Below are 19,438 nucleotides of genomic sequence, written 5' to 3' on the forward strand. Positions count from 1 at the left end.
CCATCAAAAGGAGCTTGAGCATGAAACCCGGAGCACTGAAGTTACTCACCGCCGCACTGCTGGCCGCCACCGCCCTCACCAGTGGCCTGGCCCAGGCAGCAGGCGTGCTGACCATCGGTTGCCGTGAAGACAGCACCACCTTCGACCCGATCAAGAGCGCGCAGAACCGCGACAGCTGGGTATTCGCCAACGTCTACGACGTGCTGATCCGGGTCGACAACAGCGGCACCAAACTGGTCCCGGGGCTGGCTGAAAGCTGGAAAGTGTCCGACGACGGCCTGACCTACACCTTCAAGATCCGCGATGCCAGGTTCTCCGACGGCACGCCCCTGACCGCAAGCGACGCCGCCTTCTCGCTGCTGCGCATCCGCGACAACCCAGGCTCGCTGTGGGCCGACTCGTACAAGATCATCGACAAGGCCGAAGCCGCCGATGACCGCACCCTGGTGGTCACGCTGAAGAACAAATCGGTGCCTTTCCTGGCTCAACTGGGTACCGCCAACGTCTCGATCCTGTCGAAGACCGCCATGGAGAAGCTCGGCGAGGAGGAGTACGCCCAGAACCCGGTCACCTCTGGCGCCTTCAAGGTCAAGGAATGGCTGCGCGGCGACCGCGTGGTCCTGGAAAAGAACCCGGAGTTCTGGGAAGCCGACAAAGTCAGCCTGGACGGTGTGGAATGGATCTCGATCCCCGACGACAACACCCGCATGCTGAAGGTACAGACGGGTGAACTGGATACGGCGATCTTCGTGCCCTTCTCCCGCGTCGACGAACTGCAGAAAGACCCGAACCTGACCATCCACCTCGACCCGTCGACCCGTGAAGACCACCTGCTGATCAACCACGAGAAAGGCCTGCTGGGCAAAGCCGAAGTGCGCGAGGCCATCGACCTGGCGATCGACAAGAAGGCCCTGGTGGACGCCGTGACCTTCGGCCATGGCGAAGTAGCGTACTCCTACATTCCCAAGGGCGCGCTGTACCACAATGCCGAGAACCTGCAACGGCCATACGACCCGGCCAAGGCCCGCGAACTCCTGAAAAAAGCCGGCGCCGAGGGGCTGAAGGTCAACTACGTGGTCAACGCCGGCAACCAGGCCGATGAGCAGATCGCCACGATGGTTCAGGATCAGTTGAAGCTGGTGGGCATCACCGTCAACCAGCAGAAAGTCGACCCGACCCAGAGCTGGCAGATGCTGGTGGATGGCGACTACGACCTGTCGGTGATGTACTGGACCAACGACGTGCTCGACCCCGACCAGAAGACCACCTTCGTCCTCGGTCACGACACCAACCAGAACTACATGACCCGCTACAAGAGCGACAAGGTCAAGGACCTGGTCGCGGCAGCGCGGGTGGAAACCGACCCGGTCAAGCGCGGCCAGATGTACCAGGAGCTGCAGAAACTGGCGAAGCAGGACGTGAACTGGATCGACTTGTACTACAGCCCGTACATCAACGTCTCGCGCAGCAATATCCAGAACTTCCTGCAGAACCCGCTGGGACGGTTCACGCTGGAAGAGACGGTGAAACTCGAGCCTGGGGTGAAGACTGCGAAGAACTGAGTCAGTCCCACTGTGGGAGCGGCTTCAGCCGCGAACGGCGGCGAAGCCGTCGTAAAACCTGAGTCCCCGATCAGACTGATACACCCGGGACACCGGTTTTGTGGGCGCTACGCGCCCATTCGCGGCTCAAGCCGCTCCCACCAGGTTCGGGCCGAACCCAACGCCGGCGATGTTCATTTCAGTCCCAACTGTCCCCGCAGAAACCCGTACAGCCCCGCCGCACTACGCCGATACCCCTCGGCACTCAGGTGAATCAGGTCATCCCGCGCCAGCCCGCTGGCCTGCCACTGCTGGATCGAGCAGTCCCCGCCCATGAACGCCTGCCAGTCCCAGAACAACGCGCCGCTCGCCTTGGCCACCTCACGCTGAATACCGACGATCGCCGGCAACGGCCCCGGCATTCGCGCCGCACACCCCTGGGCACCACGCTGGCGGATCGAGTCCGGCGGACCGACCAGTAGCAGCACTGCCCGCGGCATCTGCCGGCGCAGTTCCGCCAGGGTGCGGGTCAGTTGCGTGCGGTACTGCTCAAGGTCGAAACGCGGATCGAACGCTTCGTTGGTGCCATAGGCCAGGATCACCAGGTCCGGGCGCAACGCCTTGAGACTTTCCTGCCAGCCAGCCTGCCACTTGTCCATCACCGCCAGTTGCGCACCATTGATACCGAGCGTGGACAAGGTCACGCCGGCGTTCTTCTGGCCCTGGATGAACCAGCCACCCAAGGCCTCCCCTGCCGGCGCTTCCACCGCCAGCTCCAGCGGCAAGCGGGCGTTGTTCAGCACCGGGCTGAAGCGCCACTGTCCGCCGGTAGCCGCGAGCATCAGGCGACGGTCAGGATTGCTGCCATCCCGCGCAGACAGGCTGCCGTGCTGTTGTGCCTGATACAGCGCCGAAACCCGATAGCGCTGCTCGCCGGGCTGGCGCGCCTCGATACGCACTGAAGCCTTGGGGACCTGGGCCAGCGACAGATAACCGCCCAGGGGAAACTGCTCGCTGTGCTGATTGCGCGCCGACACCAGTTGCCATTGCGACTCCGGCGCCTTGAGCACTACCTGTTCGTAGCGAGTGCCCGGCACCGGCGTCGCGGCCACCAGACCGATGCCGCCGTCACCGTAGTCCTTCTGGAGCCGTCGGCGCAGTTCGCCGCTGAACAGATCGGCGGCGGTGTGGGAATCACCGAACTGCACGACATTCACCGGTCCACGCGCACTGGCGCGGAGCTTGCCGGCGAGCACACCGAGGTTGGCGGCCGGCTGCCGGGCAGTGTCCGCCGCCAGTGCAGCAGCGCCGGGCAGCGAGCCGGCGAGCATCAGCAGCGCGAGGGAACAGCGGATTGGACGCATCTCAATGCCCCGTCACGGTGGGTCCGGGGAAGGCGATCAGCGACAACACCTGATTGGCGATCAGCTTCTGCCCGGGAATGGTGAAGTGGATTCCGTCGTCGGCCCGGGTCCGGGTCTGGCCGCCCTGAGCGTTCTGCACGGTGTTGGAGAACTCATCGGCGCGGTACCCCAGCACGGTATTGGCCGACACATAGCGCTGCCCGCGGGCCAGCACCTGCTGTCGGTACAACCCGCTGAGATAGGCCATGGCAGTGGACAGCCGTGCCTGCTGCATGTTCGGCGGTCCGACCCAGATCACCTGCACACCATGCTGGCGCGCCTGGTCGAGCATGCCGTCGATCCGCTGCCGGTACGCCTGCTCCCAGGCCGGTGTCCTGAAGCGCAGGAATGGCTTGCCCTTGCCCTGAGGCATGTCCCAGGGATCATTGGGGCCGAGGAAAACCACCATCAGCCGCACGTTCGGGCGCTCCTTCAAGGTCCGCGCTACCGTCTGTGGCCAGTTGAAAAAACCCGGATAGGCCAGCCCGGTACTCTGCCGGCTGAGGTTGATGCTGCGGATGCCGTAGCGCTTGAGCAGGGTGTTGGACAGGTGCGGCGCCACGCCCTGCATCATCGAGTCGCCGACCAGGAACACTTCGTCGCCGCTACCCAGCGTGACACGTGTCGTCCCGCTGGACGGCGCAACCGGCGCGGGTACGACAGGCCGCGCCGGTGCGGCTATCGGCCGGGGCCTGGGCGCGGCAGGCGCGGGCCGGGTTGCCGGCGTGTCGAGCGACACGGTGACCACCGGCATGCTCGGTGGCAGTTCGAATACCGTGACCGGCGCGACGTCCACCGGTTTCTCCGGCGCAGGCTCGACGGGCGCTCCGGCCAGTTGCTCCTCCAGGCTGTCGACAAAGCGCTCGCGGGCATCGGTCAGGGCCTGGTTCAGGTTGCCACCCAGGCGCCACAGCGAGCTTTGCCCCACGCCCGGCAGTTCGCAGCGCTGATGGTATTTCTGCTGGCAGTAGAGGCCGATGGACTGCTGGTTCAGCCAGACCAGCAGAAGCGTGGCCAGCAACAGCGCATACAACACTCGCCCCGCACCAAGCTGGGTATGAAACAGGTGACGGGTTTCAGAAACCTGCATAGATGAACCCCGGCACACCGGACGGCGCGGCAAAGATGATCAGCGCCAGGAACAGCGCCAACGGCAGCGGATAGAACTGCCAGGGCATCCGGCTGCTGGCCGCGAGACCGCGATCCAGCAATGCCCGCGCCTGTGGATAGATCGCCACCCCGATCAGGCAGGCGAGCAAGGGCGCGCCAGCGTCCTGCGCCAGCCCGCCCAGGGACAAGCCGCCGAGACCGGAGAACAGGTCCAGCGCATTCTCCAGGCTGGTGGCGCGGAAGAAGATCCAGGCCAGCGCCACATAATGGAAGGTCAACAGGCGCGCCAGCAGCTCCGTTCCCGGCCAACCCGCCGAGCGCGGGCACACGCTGGCCCACAGCTTGTACAGCGCCAGCCCCACGCCGTGCAGCGCGCCCCAGATCAGGAAGTTCAGGCTCGCCCCGTGCCACAGCCCGGAAACCAGCATCGCCAGGAACATGTTCAGGGTGGCCAGCCACGGCCCCCGCCGGTTGCCGCCCAGCGGGATATAGAGGTAGTCACGAATGAAGGTTGACAGGCTGATATGCCAGCGCGTCCAGAATTCCCGCAGGTTGCGCGCGGCGTAGGGTGCGTCGAAGTTGACCGGCAGACGAAAGCCCAGCAACAGGGCGATGCCGGTCACCAGTTGGGTATAGCCGCTGAAGTTCAGGTAGATCAGCAGGCTGTAGCCATACACCGCCAGCAGGATGCGCTCGGGCGAAAAGCTGCCCGGCGTCTCGAACACCGGATCGACCCATTCGCTGCCCAGCCAGCCACTGAACAGAAACACCTTGGCCACCGCCAGGGCAATCAGACCGAGGGCCCGCTGTGGCTCCAGCACCTGGCGCATCTGCTGCGGACGGATCTGCGGCAGCATCTGCGCGGCACGATTGACCGGACCGGCCACCAGACTGGGGAAGAACGCCAGGTACAAGGCCAGGTCCATGACCGGCGCAGGCGTCAGCTCGCGGCGATTGATCGACACCAGGTAGCTGACCGAATGGAAGGCATAGAAGGAAAAGCCCACCGGCACCAGAACCTGCAACACCGGCGGCGAGACACTCAGGCCGACACCCGTCAGCGCCGCCTGCAGGCCGGAGGCGAAGAATTCCTGGTACTTGAACAGGTAGAAGCCACCGAGCACCAGCAACAACAGCAGCCCGGCGTTGAAACCACGCCCCGGATAACGCCCGGCCAGCCGCCCGAGCCCCCAGACCGCTGCCGTGTAGCCCAGCAGCACGTACAAGGCCCAGGGGCTGAAACTGGCCACCAGCGCGTAACTACCCGCCAATAGCACAGCATTCTGCGCCCGGAGACTCCAGCACAGGCTCCAGTACAGGGCGAAGAACAGCATGAAGGCGAGGCCGAACTCGATCGAAAGAAAGCTCACAACGTAGTCCATTACGCAACGACGAATGGGGCGCGGACGCGACAGGAACGTCCGGGCGCGGAGCGGTGGCGATTATGGCAGAGAGCCATGAGCCCTCACAACGCGGCGCCTGCCCCCGGAATGCGACCAAAGAAGGCGCCACTGATTTGCCCCCAATGCCCTGCTCTGCTAGTGTCGCGCCGTTCAAACCGCCACCGAGACAGCCGCCATGGCCCGAAAAAAAGCCGCCATCGATTTCGAGCAATCCCTCGCTGACCTGCAAGCGTTGGTCGAGCGCCTGGAGAACGGCGAACTGTCGCTGGAAGACTCATTGACCGCCTTCGAACAAGGCATCCGCCTGACCCGCGACTGCCAGGGTGCCCTGACCCAGGCCGAGCAGAAGGTGCAGATCCTGCTGGAGCGTGACGGCGAACTCACCGCGGAGCCCTTCGACGCGGAATCCGAGCAATGATCAAGGCGTACCAGACCCTCTGCCAGTCCCGCGTCGATGCCGCTCTGGAGCAGTTGTTCCAGCCGCCGTCGGTCGAACTGACCCGGCTCTACGACGCCATGCGCTACAGCGTGATGAACGGCGGCAAGCGGGTCCGCCCGCTGCTCGCCTACGCCGCCTGCGAAGCCCTTGGCGCGCCGGCTGAACACGCCAATGGCGCGGCCTGCGCGGTAGAACTGATCCACGCCTACTCGCTGGTCCACGATGACCTGCCGGCCATGGACGACGACGACCTGCGCCGCGGCCAGCCGACCACCCACAAAGCCTTCGACGAAGCCTGCGCGATCCTCGCCGGCGACGGCCTGCAGAGCCTGGCCTTCAGCGCCTTGCTCGATTCGCGCCTGAGCCGGCAGAGTGACGCCACCCGTATCGCCATGGTCCAGGTCCTGAGCAAGGCGGCCGGCCCTGCAGGCATGGTCGGCGGCCAGGCCATCGACCTAGGTTCGGTGGGCCTGAAGCTCGACCAGAAAGCCCTGGAGTTCATGCACCGGCACAAGACCGGCGCGCTGATCGAAGCCAGCGTCCGGCTGGGCGCCCTGGCCAGCGAACGCGCCGACGACAGCCGGCTCCAGGCGCTGCAACACTATGCCCAGGCCATCGGCCTGGCGTTCCAGGTGCAGGACGACATCCTCGACGTGGAGAGCGACACCGAGACCCTGGGCAAGCGCCAGGGCGCCGACATCGCCCGCGACAAGCCCACCTACCCGGCGCTCCTGGGCCTGGACGCTGCCAAGGCCTACGCCCTGGAACTGCGCGACCAGGCCCTCGACGCCTTGCGACCGTTTGACGCAGCCGCCGAGCCGCTGCGGGCGCTGGCCCGGTATATCGTCGAACGGCGTAACTGACACAGTGAGCCCATCGCCGGCAACGCCGGCTCCCACGCGTGATACCTGTGGGAGCCGGCGTTGCCGGCGATGAGGCCCTGGCAGTCACCCCAAAATGTGCAGTCTCTCCCCAATGGGGTAAACTGCCGCGTCTTCAAACCTATAACGACTCGCCTGATGCCCACGACGTTTCAAGAGATCCCCCGCGAACGCCCGGTCACGCCGCTGCTGGACCGTGCCGATACGCCAGCCGGCCTGCGGCGTCTGGCCGAAGCCGACCTGGAGAACCTGGCTGACGAACTGCGTCAGGAATTGCTCTATACGGTTGGCCAGACCGGCGGTCACTTCGGTGCCGGCCTCGGCGTCATCGAGCTGACAGTCGCCCTGCACTACGTCTTCGATACCCCGGACGACCGCCTGGTGTGGGACGTCGGGCATCAGGCCTATCCGCACAAGATCCTCACCGGCCGCCGCCAGCGCATGAACACCCTGCGCCAGAAGGACGGCATCGCCGCTTTCCCGCGCCGCAGCGAGAGCGAGTACGACACCTTCGGCGTCGGTCACTCCAGCACCTCGATCAGCGCCGCCCTGGGCATGGCCATCGCCGCCCGGCTGCGCAACGAGTCGCGCAAGTCCATCGCGGTGATCGGCGACGGCGCCCTCACCGCCGGCATGGCCTTCGAGGCGTTGAACCACGCCCAGGAAGTCAACGCCGACATGCTGGTGATCCTCAACGACAACGACATGTCGATCTCGCGCAACGTCGGCGGCCTGTCCAACTACCTGGCCAAGATCCTGTCCAGCCGCACCTACGCCAGCATGCGCGAGGGCAGCAAGAAGGTCCTGTCGCGCCTGCCCGGCGCCTGGGAAATCGCCCGCCGCACCGAGGAATACGCCAAGGGCATGCTGGTGCCCGGTACGTTGTTCGAAGAACTGGGCTGGAACTACATCGGCCCGATCGACGGTCACGACCTGCCGACCCTGATCGCGACCCTGCGCAACATGCGCGACCTCAAGGGTCCGCAGTTCCTGCATGTGGTGACCAAAAAGGGCAAGGGCTTCGCCCCGGCCGAGGTCGATCCGATCGGCTACCACGCCATCACCAAGCTCGAACCCGTCGACAAGCCCGCCGCGCCGAAAAAGCCCAGCGGTCCGAAATACTCCGCGGTGTTCGGCCAGTGGCTGTGCGACATGGCCGCTGCCGACGAGCGCCTGGTGGGCATCACCCCGGCGATGAAGGAAGGCTCCGACCTGGTGGCCTTCAGCGAACGTTATCCACAGCGTTACTTCGATGTGGCGATCGCCGAGCAGCATGCCGTGACCCTAGCCGCCGGCATGGCCTGCGAAGGCTCCAAGCCGGTGGTGGCGATCTATTCCACCTTCCTGCAGCGTGCCTACGACCAGTTGATCCATGACGTCGCGGTACAGAACCTCGACGTGCTGTTCGCCATCGACCGCGCGGGCCTTGTGGGTGAAGACGGCCCGACCCACGCCGGCAGCTACGATCTGTCCTACCTGCGCTGCATCCCCGGCATGCTGGTGATGACCCCGAGCGACGAGAACGAGCTGCGCAAGATGCTCAGCACCGGCCACCTGTACAACGGCCCGGCTGCAGTACGTTACCCACGCGGCAGCGGCCCGAATGCACCGATCGACGATAGCCTCGAACCGCTGGAAATCGGCAAGGGCGTGGTCCGCCGCCAGGGCCGCAAGGTCGCCTTGCTGGTATTCGGCGTGCAACTGGCCGAAGCCCTCAAGGTCGGCGAAACCCTCGACGCCACCGTGGTCGACATGCGTTTCGTCAAGCCACTGGACGAGGCGCTGGTACTGCAACTGGCGGCCGACCACGACCTGCTGGTGACCGTCGAAGAGAACGCCATCATGGGCGGCGCCGGTGCGGCGGTCAGCGAATTCCTCGCCCGCGAAGCCGTGCTCAAGCCTGTGCTGCACCTGGGCCTGCCGGATATCTACGTCGAGCACGCAAAGCCTGCGCAGATGCTGGCCGAGTGCGGGCTGGACGAAGCCGGTATCGAAAACGCCGTGCGCCAGCGCCTGCAACGGTTGGGCCTGTAACGGCCTCATCGCCGGCAACGCCGGCTCCCACAGACATTCTGTGGGAGCCGGCGTTGCCGGCGATAGCGATAGAAGCCAAATGAAAATTCCTCGGCTCACCCCACTGCTGTTCTGCCTCCCCGCCCCGCTGCTCGCCGAGCCCCTGGACCGTGACACCGCTCTGCAACTGCCTGACGTGGTGATCAGCGCCAGCCGCCAGGTCGAGGAGCGCAGCCAATCCAGTGCCGCCAGCAGCGTCTTCACCCGCGACGACATCGAGCGCCTGCAGCCCGCCAACCTCACCGACCTGCTGACTCGCGTGCCTGGCGTGCAGGTGGCCGGCACCGGCGGCCGCGGCAGTCTGCCGGCGATCTTCATCCGCGGCACCCGCTCGGCCCAGAGCCTGGTACTGGTTGACGGCCAGCGTATCGCCAACACCTCGTCCGGCGACAGCGGCCTGCAGTACCTGGACATCAACCAGATCGAGCGCGTGGAAGTGCTGCGCGGCTCGCGCTCGGCGATCTACGGCAGCGACGCCATGGGCGGGGTGATCCAGATCTTCACTCGCCGCAGCAGCGAGCCTGGGCTTCGCGCCAGTCTGCGCCTGGCCGTTGGCAGCCAGCAAACGGTCCAGCGCAGCCTCGGCCTGTCCGGCGGCGACGAGCGCACCCGCTTCAGCCTCGGCGCCAGCCTGGACGAGAGCGCGGGTATCAACGACACCCGCCAGTCCTACGCCAGCGACAACGACCACGATGGCTACCGCAACCGTTCGTTCAACCTGAGCCTGTCGCACCGGCTGAACGACAATCTGGAAGTGGGCGCCAACCTGCTCGACAGCCAGGGCCGCCGTGAATTCGACAATCCCTTCGGCCGCTACGTGCTCGAAACCGGTGAAAGCCTGCCGCAAAAGCCCTACAGCGACTTCGCTGTCAGCAGCCTGAGCACCTGGCTGGCAGCACAGCTCAGCGAAACCTGGCACAGCCGCCTGGAACTGGGCCACAGCGAGAACCGCGACCACAGCCGCGACAAGCTCAGCAGCCAGTCCGACGTACTCAATACCTATCGCGACGCCATCACCTGGCAGAACGATCTGCGCCTCGACGACCAGCACAGCCTGATGCTCGGCGGCGACGCCTGGATAGACCGGCTCAACGCCAGCGAACCCTTCGCCGAAGACAGCCGCTGGAACCGCGCCGCGTTCATCCAGCACCGCTACGCAGGCGAGCACTTTTCCACCGAACTGGGCCTGCGCCGCGACCGCAACCAGCAGTTCGGCGGCCAGAACACCTGGAGCGGCAGCCTCACCCTGCCGGTCAACGCCGACAACGATGTGTTGCTGTCCTACAGCGAAGGCTTCCGGGCACCGACGTTCAATGACCTCTATTACCCAGGCTTCGGCAACCCGAACCTCAAGCCCGAGCGCTCGAAGAGCTACGAGCTGCAGTGGCGCAGCCAGTTGAGCGAAGACAGCCGCCTGGAAACCTCGCTGTACCGCACCGACCTGCGCGACGCGATCATCTTCCGGGACATCCCGTACAACGTCAGTCAGGCGCGGATCATCGGCTTCGAAGCCGCGCTCAAGCAGGACTGGGATGGCTGGCGAAGCGAGCTGGCCGTGGCGCTGATGGATCCGCGTGATCGCGAGAGCGGCCACACCCTGGAACGCCGGGCCCGACGCACCCTGAGCCTCGACCTGGACCGGCAGTTCGATCGCCTGGGGCTCGGCGCATCGTGGCAAGCGGTCAGCGGCAGTTACGCCGACGACAAGAACCAGCGCTCGCTGGGCGGCTACGGGTTGCTGGGAGCCCGGGCCAGTTGGGCACTGACCGACGAAGTCCGACTGGAATTGAAGGCCGAGAACCTGCTGGACAAGGATCATGCCCGTGCCCAGTACAACCACGCAGGCACCTATTACGACTATCGCGAGACCGGCCGCAGCTGGCTGCTGGCAATCACCTGGACGCCGGCACTGTAGCCAGCGCCTGGCACAGCCGGGCGGTCGCCTCGATCATCTGGCCGCTGGGGCGCTCCAGGCCCTTGTCCGGAACCAGCCGCAACTGCTCATTGCGTACCGCCGCCACCTGAGTCCAGGTTTTCCACGCCGCCAGTTGCGCCCGGTCACCGGCAAGGATCACCTGGGGATCACGCAGCAGCACACTTTCGATGCTGACCTGTGGCGCCGGCAGTTGCAGGTCATCGAATACGTTGCGTGCGCCGCACACCTTCAGCGCATCGCTGATGATCTGCCCGGCACCGACGGTGTACAGCGGCTTGTCCCAGACCTGATAGAACACCCGCAACGGCAACTCGCGCCGGTACTGCTCACGCAATGAATGCAAGCGGGCGCGCAGTTGGCCGGCGTACTCCTGCCCGCGCTCGGCGCGGCCCAGGCGTTCGCCGAGGGTTTCGATCTGCGCGATCAGGCTGTCCAGGTCATGGGGTTCGGCGCTGTAGAGCGGGATGCCCAGGCGTTCGAGCTGGGCGCGCTGGGCCGGGGGTACGCTGGCGGGCCAGAGCAGGATGAGGTCGGGCTTGAGACTGAGCAGGCGCTCCAGGTCGAGTTGCCCGTAACGGCCCACAGAGGGGACTTGCGTCAGTTCTGGAGGTCGTTCACCGGCGTCGAGCACGCCCACCAGCAGCTCGCCGGCCTGCAGCTCGACGACGATTTCCGACAACGACGGCGCCAGGCTGACCACCCGCTGCGCCGCCGCCAGCGGCCAGGCAAACGCCAGCGACAGCAGCAGGACGAGGGCGCGCATCAGGCCAGTTGGCGAGGGATACGGTAGAGGTAGAGGATGACCACGCTGGAGATTGCCAGCAGAATCTGCGGCACCGCCTCCAGGCCAACCAGCACCGACAGCGCGGCAATCCAGGCCGGCAGGCAGGCGAACAGCATGCCGAGGCGGCGGACCCTCGCCAGCTCGATCCAGGCGGCGGGTTCCGCCTCGCTGTCGAGGGCCTTGCCGGTGGCGATGAGGGCGTGCTTGTACACACCGAAACGCGGCAGGGTCAGGAACATGGAGGCCACGCCGGCGATGAACATCGGCATGGCCAGGATCGGGATGACCGGCTCGCTGTCGCCAAAGGCCCAGGAGAACACCAGCAGCGGCGCCAGCGCCACCACCAGGTATTGCAACCAGGCGATGGTCAGGCGGCGACGCACCTGGCCACGGGTCACGCCCGACCCGCCTCGCCCTGGTGCTCGTTGCCCATCATGTGGCCGAGCTTGCCGGCCTTGGTGGCCAGGTAATGCTTGTTGTGCGGGTTGTGACCGGTGTGCAGCGGCACCCGCTCGGCGACCACGATGCCCATGTCGGTGAGCGCCTTGACCTTGCGCGGGTTGTTGGTCATCAGGCGCAGCGAGGTGACGCCCAGGTGCTCCAGCATCGGCCGGCACATGCCGTAGTCACGCTGGTCGGCGGCAAAGCCCAGCCGCTCGTTGGCTTCGACGGTATCGGCGCCGCCATCCTGCAGCTCATAGGCGCGGATCTTGTTCAGCAAGCCAATGCCACGGCCTTCCTGGCGAAGATAAAGCAGCGCGCCACGCCCTTCCCGGGCGATGGCCTGCAGGGCCGCTTCGAGCTGGGAACCGCAATCGCAACGCTGGCTGAACAGCGCATCACCGGTCAGGCACTCGGAATGCAGACGGCCCAATACCGGCTGGCCATCGGCGATATCGCCCAGGCTCAGCACGACGTGCTCGCGGCCAGTGGCTTCGTCGAGAAAACCGTGCATGGTGAAAGTCGCGAAAGGCGTAGGCAGCTTGGAAGCAGCAACAAAAACGACGGGCACCTTGTGCTCCTGAATATGCATGAAAATTGACGTGGGCCGATTGTAACAGCAGCTCGGGTCGGTGCTTAGGCTGAATTACTGGGTGAACAGATCGAAAAGTTCGATAATGCCCGGGCCCACCCTCGCCTATTTCGCTGGCTGATCGAAGGGGTATGGCTGTTTCCAGCGCTGGAAGATCGGCCGCAACTCGCCATTGCGCACCAGCATGTCCATGCGCTTGTCGAACAGGTCGCGCAGTGCCTCGCCTTGTGGTGTCTTGCCGAAGGCCAGGTACAGCGGCAGTTCCGCGACATGGGTGCTGCGGAACCGCTCGGGATGGTCCGACTGGCTCAGCACGTATTCCACTTCAGTTTGCGCATCGATGTAGAAATCCACCCGGTCCCGTTCGAGCATCGGCAAGATGCCGTCGCGACGCTGCACTTCGCGGAAGTCCGGAGAGATATCGGGCAGGTAGTTCTGGTAGTCGTAGCCTCGCACCCAGGCCAGACGGAACTGACCCAGGGTTTCCCCGGTCGGCACCGGCTTGTCGATCAGGCTCAGGGCGTAGATGTGGTCGGAATCGAAATGCCAGCGCGGATACAGGTTGTCGCCGTTCTCCTCGTGATAGGAGCCGACCCAGGCATCTGCCTCGCCGCGTTTCACCAGGCCGATAGCCCGGGAGTAGGTCGCACTGGATACCACGACCTTGACGCCTGCGGGCTCGAATACCTTGCGCAGGACATCCCAGGCAACGCCGGTGCCATCTGCGTTGGTGTAATCGAGCCAGGTCTCGCTGGCCAGCCGGACCTGCGACGGCACGCCGTCAGCCCGAGCCGCTCCCGCCATTCCCGCCATCATGGCTACCACCAACAGCCACTGCCGCCATCCACGCATTACCCACTCCCTTTAAGCCAGACTCCATACCAGCCCTTGCATGGCCAGCCAGGCGAAGACCCCGGCCAGGACATCATCGAGCATGATGCCGACACCACCGTGCACGTGCCGGTCCACCCAGCGAATGGGCCAGGGCTTGAGGATGTCGAAGAAACGGAACATCAGAAAACCTGCCAACAACCATAGCCAACCCTCTGGCACCAACCACAGGGTTATCCACATGCCGACCATTTCGTCCCAGACAATGCCTTCGTGGTCATGGACTTTCAGGTCATCGGCGACCTTGCCGCACAGCCAGAAGCCGAACAGCATGGTCAGCCCCAGCATTAGCCAGTAGCCCCAGTCCGGCAGCATCTGCCACAGCGGTACGAACGGCAGCGCCACCAGCGAGCCCCAGGTACCGGGGGCCTTGGGCAAAGTGCCGGAGCCGAAGCCGAAAGCCAGGAAGTGCCAGGGGTTGCGCCAGACCGAAGGCGGAACGTTTTCCGCTGGCACCTGTTTGGGGTGATCGGTCACGGTGTCTCCCTAAAGTGTTGATAGCCGCGTACGGCCGGAGTGATGTCACGGCCCTCGGCGTCGTGCAGGCTCACGCCGCTGCCCGCCTCGACACGGCCCACCACGTGCACCGGCCAGCCGTCTTCGAGCAGAGCGTCCAGTTCGGCAGGTGGCAAGGTGAAGGCAATGATGTAGTCATCCCCCCCGGTCAGCGCCGCCTGGCGCGCCTGCTCCCGGCCGAGGAAGCCGAGGAGCGCCGGGCTCAACGGCAACCGTTGCAGATCGAGGCGCAGCGCCACCTTCGAAGCGGAAGCGATATGGCCGCAGTCAGCCAGCAGCCCGTCGGAAATATCCAGCGCCGCCGTCGCCTTGCCTCGCAGGGCCTGCCCCAGCGCCAGTTGCGGCGAGGGCGACCAGTAATGGGACAGCAGCGGCCCGGCGAAGGTTGCCTCGGCCTCGCGCTCACCCAGTACCAGCGGCAGCGCACCGGCCGCATTGCCCAGCTCGCCACCGACACAGACCAGGTTGCCCGGACGGGCACCGCCACGGGTCAGCGCCTGGCCGGCAGGCACCCGGCCAAACACGGTCATGGTCAGGCTCAAGGGGCCGCGGGTGGTGTCGCCACCCACCAGCGCCAGGCCGCAGTGCGTGGCCATGCGGTTCAGCCCTTCGGCATAGGCGCGCAACCAGTCGGCACTGACGTCCGGCAGGGTCAAGGCGAGGGTAAAGGCAAGAGGAGCAGCGCCCATGGCGGCCAGGTCACTGGCCGCTACCGCCAGCGAACGCTGGCCGAGCAGGAAAGGATCGCTGACGGCGGGGAAATGCACCCCGGCCACCAGCGTGTCGGTGGAAACCGCCAGTTGTTCACCGGCAGCCAGTGCCAGCAGCGCGCAATCGTCACCGATGCCGAGCGCAACGCCTTCGCCACCTTGCGCACAGGGCGCGGCGGCGAAGAACTGGCGGATCAGCTCGAACTCACCCATGGGCAGGAAGCGCCAGGATCAGCGCTTGAATGCCTTCACTTCGGCTTCGCGAAGCACGGGCGCGAGCTTGTCGAGGACACCGTTGACGAACTTGTGGCCGTCGGTGGAGCCGAAGACCTTGGCCAGCTCGATACCTTCGTTGATCACCACGCGGTAAGGAACGTCATGGCGGACCAGCAGCTCCCACGCGGACAGGCGCAGTACGGACAACTCGACCGGGTCGAGTTCTTCCAGGGCCATGTCCAGGCAAGGCTTGAGGGCGACGTCGATTTCGGTCTTCTTCGCCGGGACCCCGTGAAGGATCTCGCGGAAGTAGGCGCCATCGACATCGCTGAAATCGTTGTCGACCCGGAACTGCGCTTCGATCTCGTTCAGCGAATGCTGAGCCATGTGCCACTGATACAGCGCCTGGGTCGCGAGCTTGCGGGCTTCACGACGCTTGGCGCTCTTGGAGGGCTTGCCCGCATCGGCGGGTTTCGGATCGCGCGGGTTGAAACGATCGCTTTCGTCGCTAATCACTTGGCCTCCAACTGCGCCAGCAGGCTGACCATTTCCAGAGCGGACAGAGCGGCTTCAGCGCCCTTGTTGCCGGCCTTGGTGCCGGAACGCTCGATGGCCTGTTCGATCGAGTCGACGGTCAGGACACCGAAGGCCACCGGTACGCCGAACTCCATGGACACCTGGGCCAGGCCCTTGGTGCATTCGCCCGCAACGTATTCGAAATGTGGGGTACCACCACGGATCACCGCGCCCAGGGCGATGATGGCCGAGTATTCGCCTTGCTGAGCGACTTTCTGCGCAACCAGCGGAATCTCGAACGCGCCAGGAGCACGGATGATGACGATGTCGCTTTCGCTCACGCCGTGACGAACCAGGGCGTCAACGGCACCGCTCACCAGGCTTTCGACGACGAAGCTGTTGAAGCGGCCAACCACCAAAGCATAGCGACCTTTGGGGGCAATGAAGGTACCTTCGATGGTCTTCAGGGACATTGCGGGGTTCTCATCTTAAAGAGCCAGGCCGCAAAAACGCGGCCTGTGGGAGTTTTGGTCACGAATCGACGACGGTCAAACGCCGTCGGCTCATTCGGAGGGCACGTATTCTACAACTTCCAGATCGAATCCGGATATCGCGTTGAACTTCATCGGCGAACTCATCAGGCGCATCTTGCGCACACCGAGGTCACGCAGGATCTGCGAACCGGCACCGACGGTGCTGTAGGTGGTCGGGGTCTTGGCCTGGGCATCGCCGGCGCTTTCGCGGATGTGCGCCAGCAGCACGTCGCCGTCCAGCGGGTGACCCAGCAGCAGTACCACGCCACTGCCGGCCTCGGCCACGGCGCTCATCGCCGCACGCAGGCTCCAGCGGCCAGGCTGCTTGACCAGCAGCAGGTCGCGCAGCGGGTCCATGTTGTGGACGCGGACCAGGGTCGGCTCTTCGGCGCAGATCTTGCCCAGGGTCAGGGCCATGTGCACGTCGCCTTCGACGGAGTCGCGGTAGGTGACCAGGTTGAAGTGACCCAGTTCGCTGTCCAGCGGCTGCTCGGCGATGCGCTGGATGGTGCGCTCGTGGATCATCCGGTAGTGGATCAGGTCGGCGATGGTGCCGATCTTCAGGCCGTGCTCGGCCGCAAAGACTTCCAGTTCCGGACGACGGGACATGGTGCCGTCATCGTTCATCACTTCGCAGATCACGCCGCTCGGCTCGAAGCCGGCCATGCGCGCCAGGTCGCAGGCGGCTTCGGTGTGGCCGGCGCGGGCCAGGGTGCCACCCGGCTGGGCCATCAGCGGGAAGATGTGGCCAGGGCTGACGATGTCTTCGGCCTTGGCATCCTTGGCGGCAGCCGCCTGCACGGTGCGGGCGCGGTCGGCGGCGGAGATGCCGGTGGTCACGCCTTCGGCGGCCTCGATCGACACGGTGAACTTGGTACCGAAGCCGGAACCGTTGCGCGGCGCCATCAGCGGCAGCTTCAAGGTCTCGCAGCGCTCGCGGGTCATCGGCATGCAGATCAGGCCGCGGGCGTGCTTGGCCATGAAGTTGATGTGTTCCGGCAGGCAGCACTCGGCCGCCATGATGATGTCGCCTTCGTTCTCGCGGTCTTCGTCATCCATCAGGATGACCATTTTGCCCTGGCGGATGTCTTCGACCAGTTCTTCGATGGTGTTGAGCGCCACGCGGCACCCCCTTCTAATCAGGATTTCAGGTAGCCGTTGGCGGCCAGGAAGCTTTCGGTGATACCGCTGCCTTGGTTCGGCTCGGCGGCTTTGTCGCCCAGGAGCAGGCGCTCCAGATAACGGGCCAGCAGATCGACCTCGAGGTTGATCCGGCGCCCGGGGCGGTAGTCGGCCATGATGGTTTCGGCCAGGGTGTGCGGGACGATGGTCAGCTCGAATTCGGCGCCATCGACCTGATTGACCGTCAGGCTGGTGCCGTCGACGGTGATCGAGCCCTTGTGGGCGATGTACTTGGCCAGGTCCTTCGGTGCGCGTACGCGGAACTGGATGGCGCGGGCGTTATCGCTGCGCGAGACGATCTCGCCGACGCCGTCGACATGACCGCTGACCAGATGGCCGCCCAGACGGGTAGTCGGGGTCAGGGCCTTTTCCAGGTTGACCCGGCTGCCGGCCTTGAGGTCGTCGAAGGCGGTGCAGTCGAGGGTTTCCCGGCTGACGTCAGCCCAGAAGCCGTCGCCCGGCAGTTCTACTGCGGTGAGGCAGACGCCGTTGACCGCGATGCTGTCGCCCAATTTGACGTCGCCCAGGTCGAGCTTGCCGGTTTCGACATAGACCCGCACGTCGCCGCCTTTGGGGGTGATGGAACGGATGCTGCCGATGGATTCGATGATGCCGGTGAACATGGGTCCTCCTAGAGAACAGGCCGCGCCGTGGGCGCAAGCCGCGAATTATACGCCTGGGGCGGGCACGGGGATGGCAGTGACTCGCCAGTCATCGCCTACCGCACGCATTTCGGTGATTTTCAGGGCCGGCGCTTCGCTCATCCGCGCCAGCGGCCAGTCGATGAGCGGGCGAGCGCTGGAGCCGAGGAATTTGGCGGCGACGAACAACTGGTACTCGTCCACCAGCCCGAGCCGGGCGAATGCACCGGCCAGGCCTGGTCCGGCCTCCACCAGCACTTCGCTGGTGCCGCGTCGGGCCAGTTCCAGCAGCAACCCGGACAGGTCTACCTGGCCGTCGTTGCCCGGCAGATGCAGCAACTCGTGGCCGGCTGCGGCGTAGCGTGGATCGTCCGCAGCGGCGGTGACCACCAGCGCCGGACCGGCCTGGAAGAACGGCACGTCCAGCGGCAGGCGCAGGCGACCGTCGATCAGCACGCGCAGCGGCGGGCGGGCCAGTGCCAGAGCAGTGGTTTCAGGGTCCAGACCCAGTTCGTCGCCACGCACGGTCATCCGTGCGTTGTCGGCCAGGACGCTGGCGGCGCTGGTCAGCACCACACTGGAACGGGCGCGCAGGCGTTGCACCGCCGAACGCGCCGCAGGGCCGGTGATCCACTGGCTCTCGCCGCTGGCCATGGCGGTACGGCCGTCCAGGCTCATCGCCAGCTTCACCCGCACGTACGGCAGGCCGTGTTCCATGCGCTTGAGAAATCCGGGGTTCAGCGCCCGCGCTTCGGCTTCGAGCACACCACTGGCGACTTCGATACCGGCTTCGGCCAGACGCTTGAGGCCATTGCCGGCCACCTGCGGGTTAGGGTCCTGCATCGCCGCGACCACCCGCCCGACACCCGCCTTGACCAGCGCTTCGGCGCACGGTGGCGTGCGTCCGTAGTGGCTGCACGGCTCCAGCGTGACGTAGGCGCAGGCGCCACGGGCCCGTTCGCCGGCCTGACGCAAGGCGTGGACTTCGGCGTGGGGTTCGCCGGCACGTACATGCCAGCCTTCGCCGACGATCTGCCCGTCACGGACGATCACGCAGCCGACACGCGGGTTCGGGTGCGTCGAATACAGGCCCTTGCGCGCCAGTTCGATGGCGCGCGCCATGTAATGGGCGTCAAGCACGGCGCGTTCTGTGGGCATGTTCACTCTTTGGCAGGCTCGCGGGCCAGACGGTCGATCTCTTCACGGAACTCGTCGAGATCCTGGAAGCGGCGATAGACGGAGGCGAAGCGGATATAGGCGACTTCATCGAGTTTCTGCAACTCGGCCATCACCAGCTCACCCACCACCAGCGACTTGACCTCGCGCTCGCCCTTGGCCCGCAGCTTGTGCTTGATGTGCACCAGCGCGGCTTCCAGGCGCTCGACGCTGACCGGGCGCTTTTCCAGCGCGCGCTGCATGCCGGCGCGAAGTTTCTCTTCGTCGAAGGGCTGGCGGGTGCCGTCCTGCTTGATCAGGCGCGGCAGCACCAGCTCGGCGGTTTCGAAGGTGGTGAATCGCTCGCCGCAGGCCACGCATTCGCGGCGGCGGCGCACTTGCTCGCCCTCGGCGACCAGTCGCGAGTCGATGACTTTGGTGTCGTTGGCACCGCAGAAGGGACAGTGCATGGTGG

General features: G+C 65.5%; 20 protein-coding genes. 5 read left to right on the top strand and 15 right to left on the bottom strand.

Annotated features, from left to right (window positions below):
• The first annotated feature begins 20 nt into the window (after nucleotides 1-20).
• Entirely contained in the window at nucleotides 21-1,562 is a 1,542-nt protein-coding gene (locus AC05QJ_RS28650; protein ID WP_476744567.1) for an ABC transporter substrate-binding protein, read from the top strand.
• A 173-nt stretch (nucleotides 1,563-1,735) separates the two neighbouring features.
• Here the strand turns inward: AC05QJ_RS28650 and AC05QJ_RS28655 are convergent, their stop codons facing one another.
• Genes AC05QJ_RS28655 through AC05QJ_RS28665 form a run of 3 tightly spaced genes read right to left on the bottom strand, consistent with a single transcriptional unit; the run spans nucleotide 1,736 to nucleotide 5,424 of the window.
• On the bottom strand, nucleotides 1,736-2,905 hold the full coding sequence (locus tag AC05QJ_RS28655; RefSeq protein ID WP_476744568.1) for an SGNH/GDSL hydrolase family protein: 1,170 nt from the start codon (nucleotides 2,903-2,905) through the stop codon (nucleotides 1,736-1,738).
• A gap of 1 nt (nucleotide 2,906) precedes the next feature.
• A complete protein-coding gene (locus AC05QJ_RS28660; RefSeq protein WP_476744569.1) occupies nucleotides 2,907-4,034 on the bottom strand; it encodes an SGNH/GDSL hydrolase family protein in 1,128 nt (375 codons plus the stop codon).
• Nucleotides 4,021-5,424 carry an MBOAT family O-acyltransferase gene (locus AC05QJ_RS28665; protein WP_476744570.1) on the bottom strand — a complete coding sequence of 468 codons (1,404 nt, stop codon included), beginning with the start codon at nucleotides 5,422-5,424 and terminating at the stop codon, nucleotides 4,021-4,023. The genes AC05QJ_RS28660 and AC05QJ_RS28665 overlap by 14 nt, the downstream gene beginning before the upstream one ends.
• Before the next feature lie 208 nt (nucleotides 5,425-5,632).
• Here AC05QJ_RS28665 and AC05QJ_RS28670 point away from each other — a divergent pair, with 208 nt between their 5' ends.
• From AC05QJ_RS28670 to AC05QJ_RS28685, 4 genes are all read left to right on the top strand, one after another.
• Nucleotides 5,633-5,875: an exodeoxyribonuclease VII small subunit gene (locus AC05QJ_RS28670; protein WP_476744571.1), complete on the top strand. Its 243-nt coding sequence runs from the start codon at nucleotides 5,633-5,635 to the stop codon at nucleotides 5,873-5,875.
• Nucleotides 5,872-6,759 carry a (2E,6E)-farnesyl diphosphate synthase gene (gene ispA, locus AC05QJ_RS28675; RefSeq protein ID WP_476744572.1) on the top strand — a complete coding sequence of 296 codons (888 nt, stop codon included), beginning with the start codon at nucleotides 5,872-5,874 and terminating at the stop codon, nucleotides 6,757-6,759. The genes AC05QJ_RS28670 and ispA overlap by 4 nt, the downstream gene beginning before the upstream one ends.
• Before the next feature lie 156 nt (nucleotides 6,760-6,915).
• Nucleotides 6,916-8,811, top strand: a complete 1,896-nt coding sequence (gene dxs / locus AC05QJ_RS28680; RefSeq protein WP_476744573.1) for a 1-deoxy-D-xylulose-5-phosphate synthase — start codon at nucleotides 6,916-6,918, stop codon at nucleotides 8,809-8,811.
• 79 nt (nucleotides 8,812-8,890) lie between these two features.
• Nucleotides 8,891-10,765, top strand: a complete 1,875-nt coding sequence (locus AC05QJ_RS28685) for a TonB-dependent receptor domain-containing protein (RefSeq protein WP_476744574.1) — start codon at nucleotides 8,891-8,893, stop codon at nucleotides 10,763-10,765.
• On the opposite strand, the gene AC05QJ_RS28690 is transcribed toward AC05QJ_RS28685, so the two are convergent.
• The 12 genes from AC05QJ_RS28690 to nrdR all read right to left on the bottom strand — a co-directional run bounded on the left by AC05QJ_RS28690 (nucleotide 10,743) and on the right by nrdR (nucleotide 19,433).
• Nucleotides 10,743-11,549 (bottom strand): cobalamin-binding protein, encoded by an 807-nt coding sequence (locus tag AC05QJ_RS28690; protein ID WP_476744575.1) that lies wholly within the window; start codon nucleotides 11,547-11,549, stop codon nucleotides 10,743-10,745. The genes AC05QJ_RS28685 and AC05QJ_RS28690 overlap by 23 nt on opposite strands.
• Nucleotides 11,549-11,968 (bottom strand): MFS transporter, encoded by a 420-nt coding sequence (locus AC05QJ_RS28695; RefSeq protein ID WP_476744576.1) that lies wholly within the window; start codon nucleotides 11,966-11,968, stop codon nucleotides 11,549-11,551. The genes AC05QJ_RS28690 and AC05QJ_RS28695 overlap by 1 nt, the downstream gene beginning before the upstream one ends.
• Complete coding sequence (gene ribA / locus AC05QJ_RS28700; RefSeq protein WP_476744577.1) at nucleotides 11,965-12,582, bottom strand: GTP cyclohydrolase II; 618 nt, start codon at nucleotides 12,580-12,582, stop codon at nucleotides 11,965-11,967. Before ribA ends, AC05QJ_RS28695 begins: the two co-directional genes overlap by 4 nt.
• A 126-nt stretch (nucleotides 12,583-12,708) precedes the next feature.
• Nucleotides 12,709-13,419, bottom strand: coding sequence for a substrate-binding periplasmic protein (locus AC05QJ_RS28705; RefSeq protein WP_476748028.1), 711 nt, complete (start codon nucleotides 13,417-13,419; stop codon nucleotides 12,709-12,711).
• 48 nt (nucleotides 13,420-13,467) lie between these two features.
• The gene (locus AC05QJ_RS28710) at nucleotides 13,468-13,971 is read right to left on the bottom strand and encodes a phosphatidylglycerophosphatase A family protein (protein WP_476744578.1); all 504 of its coding nucleotides are present in this window, start codon (nucleotides 13,969-13,971) and stop codon (nucleotides 13,468-13,470) included.
• Nucleotides 13,968-14,933, bottom strand: coding sequence for a thiamine-phosphate kinase (gene thiL / locus AC05QJ_RS28715; RefSeq protein WP_476744579.1), 966 nt, complete (start codon nucleotides 14,931-14,933; stop codon nucleotides 13,968-13,970). The genes AC05QJ_RS28710 and thiL overlap by 4 nt, the downstream gene beginning before the upstream one ends.
• Nucleotides 14,934-14,951: 18 nt before the next feature.
• Nucleotides 14,952-15,452 (bottom strand): transcription antitermination factor NusB, encoded by a 501-nt coding sequence (nusB, locus tag AC05QJ_RS28720; RefSeq protein WP_476744580.1) that lies wholly within the window; start codon nucleotides 15,450-15,452, stop codon nucleotides 14,952-14,954.
• Entirely contained in the window at nucleotides 15,449-15,925 is a 477-nt protein-coding gene (ribH, locus tag AC05QJ_RS28725; RefSeq protein WP_476744581.1) for a 6,7-dimethyl-8-ribityllumazine synthase, read from the bottom strand. Before ribH ends, nusB begins: the two co-directional genes overlap by 4 nt.
• 90 nt (nucleotides 15,926-16,015) lie before the next feature.
• Nucleotides 16,016-17,107 carry a bifunctional 3,4-dihydroxy-2-butanone-4-phosphate synthase/GTP cyclohydrolase II gene (ribBA, locus tag AC05QJ_RS28730; RefSeq protein ID WP_476744582.1) on the bottom strand — a complete coding sequence of 364 codons (1,092 nt, stop codon included), beginning with the start codon at nucleotides 17,105-17,107 and terminating at the stop codon, nucleotides 16,016-16,018.
• A 17-nt stretch (nucleotides 17,108-17,124) separates the two neighbouring features.
• A complete protein-coding gene (locus AC05QJ_RS28735; protein ID WP_476744583.1) occupies nucleotides 17,125-17,790 on the bottom strand; it encodes a riboflavin synthase in 666 nt (221 codons plus the stop codon).
• 45 nt (nucleotides 17,791-17,835) lie between these two features.
• A complete protein-coding gene (gene ribD, locus AC05QJ_RS28740; protein ID WP_476744584.1) occupies nucleotides 17,836-18,966 on the bottom strand; it encodes a bifunctional diaminohydroxyphosphoribosylaminopyrimidine deaminase/5-amino-6-(5-phosphoribosylamino)uracil reductase RibD in 1,131 nt (376 codons plus the stop codon).
• Between the two features lie 2 nt (nucleotides 18,967-18,968).
• Nucleotides 18,969-19,433 (bottom strand): transcriptional regulator NrdR, encoded by a 465-nt coding sequence (gene nrdR / locus AC05QJ_RS28745; RefSeq protein WP_476744585.1) that lies wholly within the window; start codon nucleotides 19,431-19,433, stop codon nucleotides 18,969-18,971.
• Nucleotides 19,434-19,438: the final 5 nt, after the last annotated feature.

It is taken from the genome of Pseudomonas sp. TUM25319 (assembly GCF_056388475.1).

Excerpts from the sequence above, each read along its gene's own strand:
- AC05QJ_RS28670 (WP_476744571.1), top strand. The coding sequence starts at position 5,633 with ATGGCCCGAAAAAAAGCCGCCATCGATTTCGAGCAATCCCTCGCTGAC.
- AC05QJ_RS28735 (WP_476744583.1), bottom strand. The coding sequence starts at position 17,790 with ATGTTCACCGGCATCATCGAATCCATCGGCAGCATCCGTTCCATCACC.
- dxs (WP_476744573.1), top strand. The coding sequence starts at position 6,916 with ATGCCCACGACGTTTCAAGAGATCCCCCGCGAACGCCCGGTCACGCCG.
- AC05QJ_RS28690 (WP_476744575.1), bottom strand. The coding sequence starts at position 11,549 with ATGCGCGCCCTCGTCCTGCTGCTGTCGCTGGCGTTTGCCTGGCCGCTG.
- AC05QJ_RS28655 (WP_476744568.1), bottom strand. The coding sequence starts at position 2,905 with ATGCGTCCAATCCGCTGTTCCCTCGCGCTGCTGATGCTCGCCGGCTCG.
- AC05QJ_RS28685 (WP_476744574.1), top strand. The coding sequence starts at position 8,891 with ATGAAAATTCCTCGGCTCACCCCACTGCTGTTCTGCCTCCCCGCCCCG.
- AC05QJ_RS28660 (WP_476744569.1), bottom strand. The coding sequence starts at position 4,034 with ATGCAGGTTTCTGAAACCCGTCACCTGTTTCATACCCAGCTTGGTGCG.
- nrdR (WP_476744585.1), bottom strand. The coding sequence starts at position 19,433 with ATGCACTGTCCCTTCTGCGGTGCCAACGACACCAAAGTCATCGACTCG.
- thiL (WP_476744579.1), bottom strand. The coding sequence starts at position 14,933 with ATGGGTGAGTTCGAGCTGATCCGCCAGTTCTTCGCCGCCGCGCCCTGT.
- AC05QJ_RS28705 (WP_476748028.1), bottom strand. The coding sequence starts at position 13,419 with ATGATGGCGGGAATGGCGGGAGCGGCTCGGGCTGACGGCGTGCCGTCG.
- AC05QJ_RS28650 (WP_476744567.1), top strand. The coding sequence starts at position 21 with ATGAAACCCGGAGCACTGAAGTTACTCACCGCCGCACTGCTGGCCGCC.
- ispA (WP_476744572.1), top strand. The coding sequence starts at position 5,872 with ATGATCAAGGCGTACCAGACCCTCTGCCAGTCCCGCGTCGATGCCGCT.
- ribH (WP_476744581.1), bottom strand. The coding sequence starts at position 15,925 with ATGTCCCTGAAGACCATCGAAGGTACCTTCATTGCCCCCAAAGGTCGC.
- ribD (WP_476744584.1), bottom strand. The coding sequence starts at position 18,966 with ATGCCCACAGAACGCGCCGTGCTTGACGCCCATTACATGGCGCGCGCC.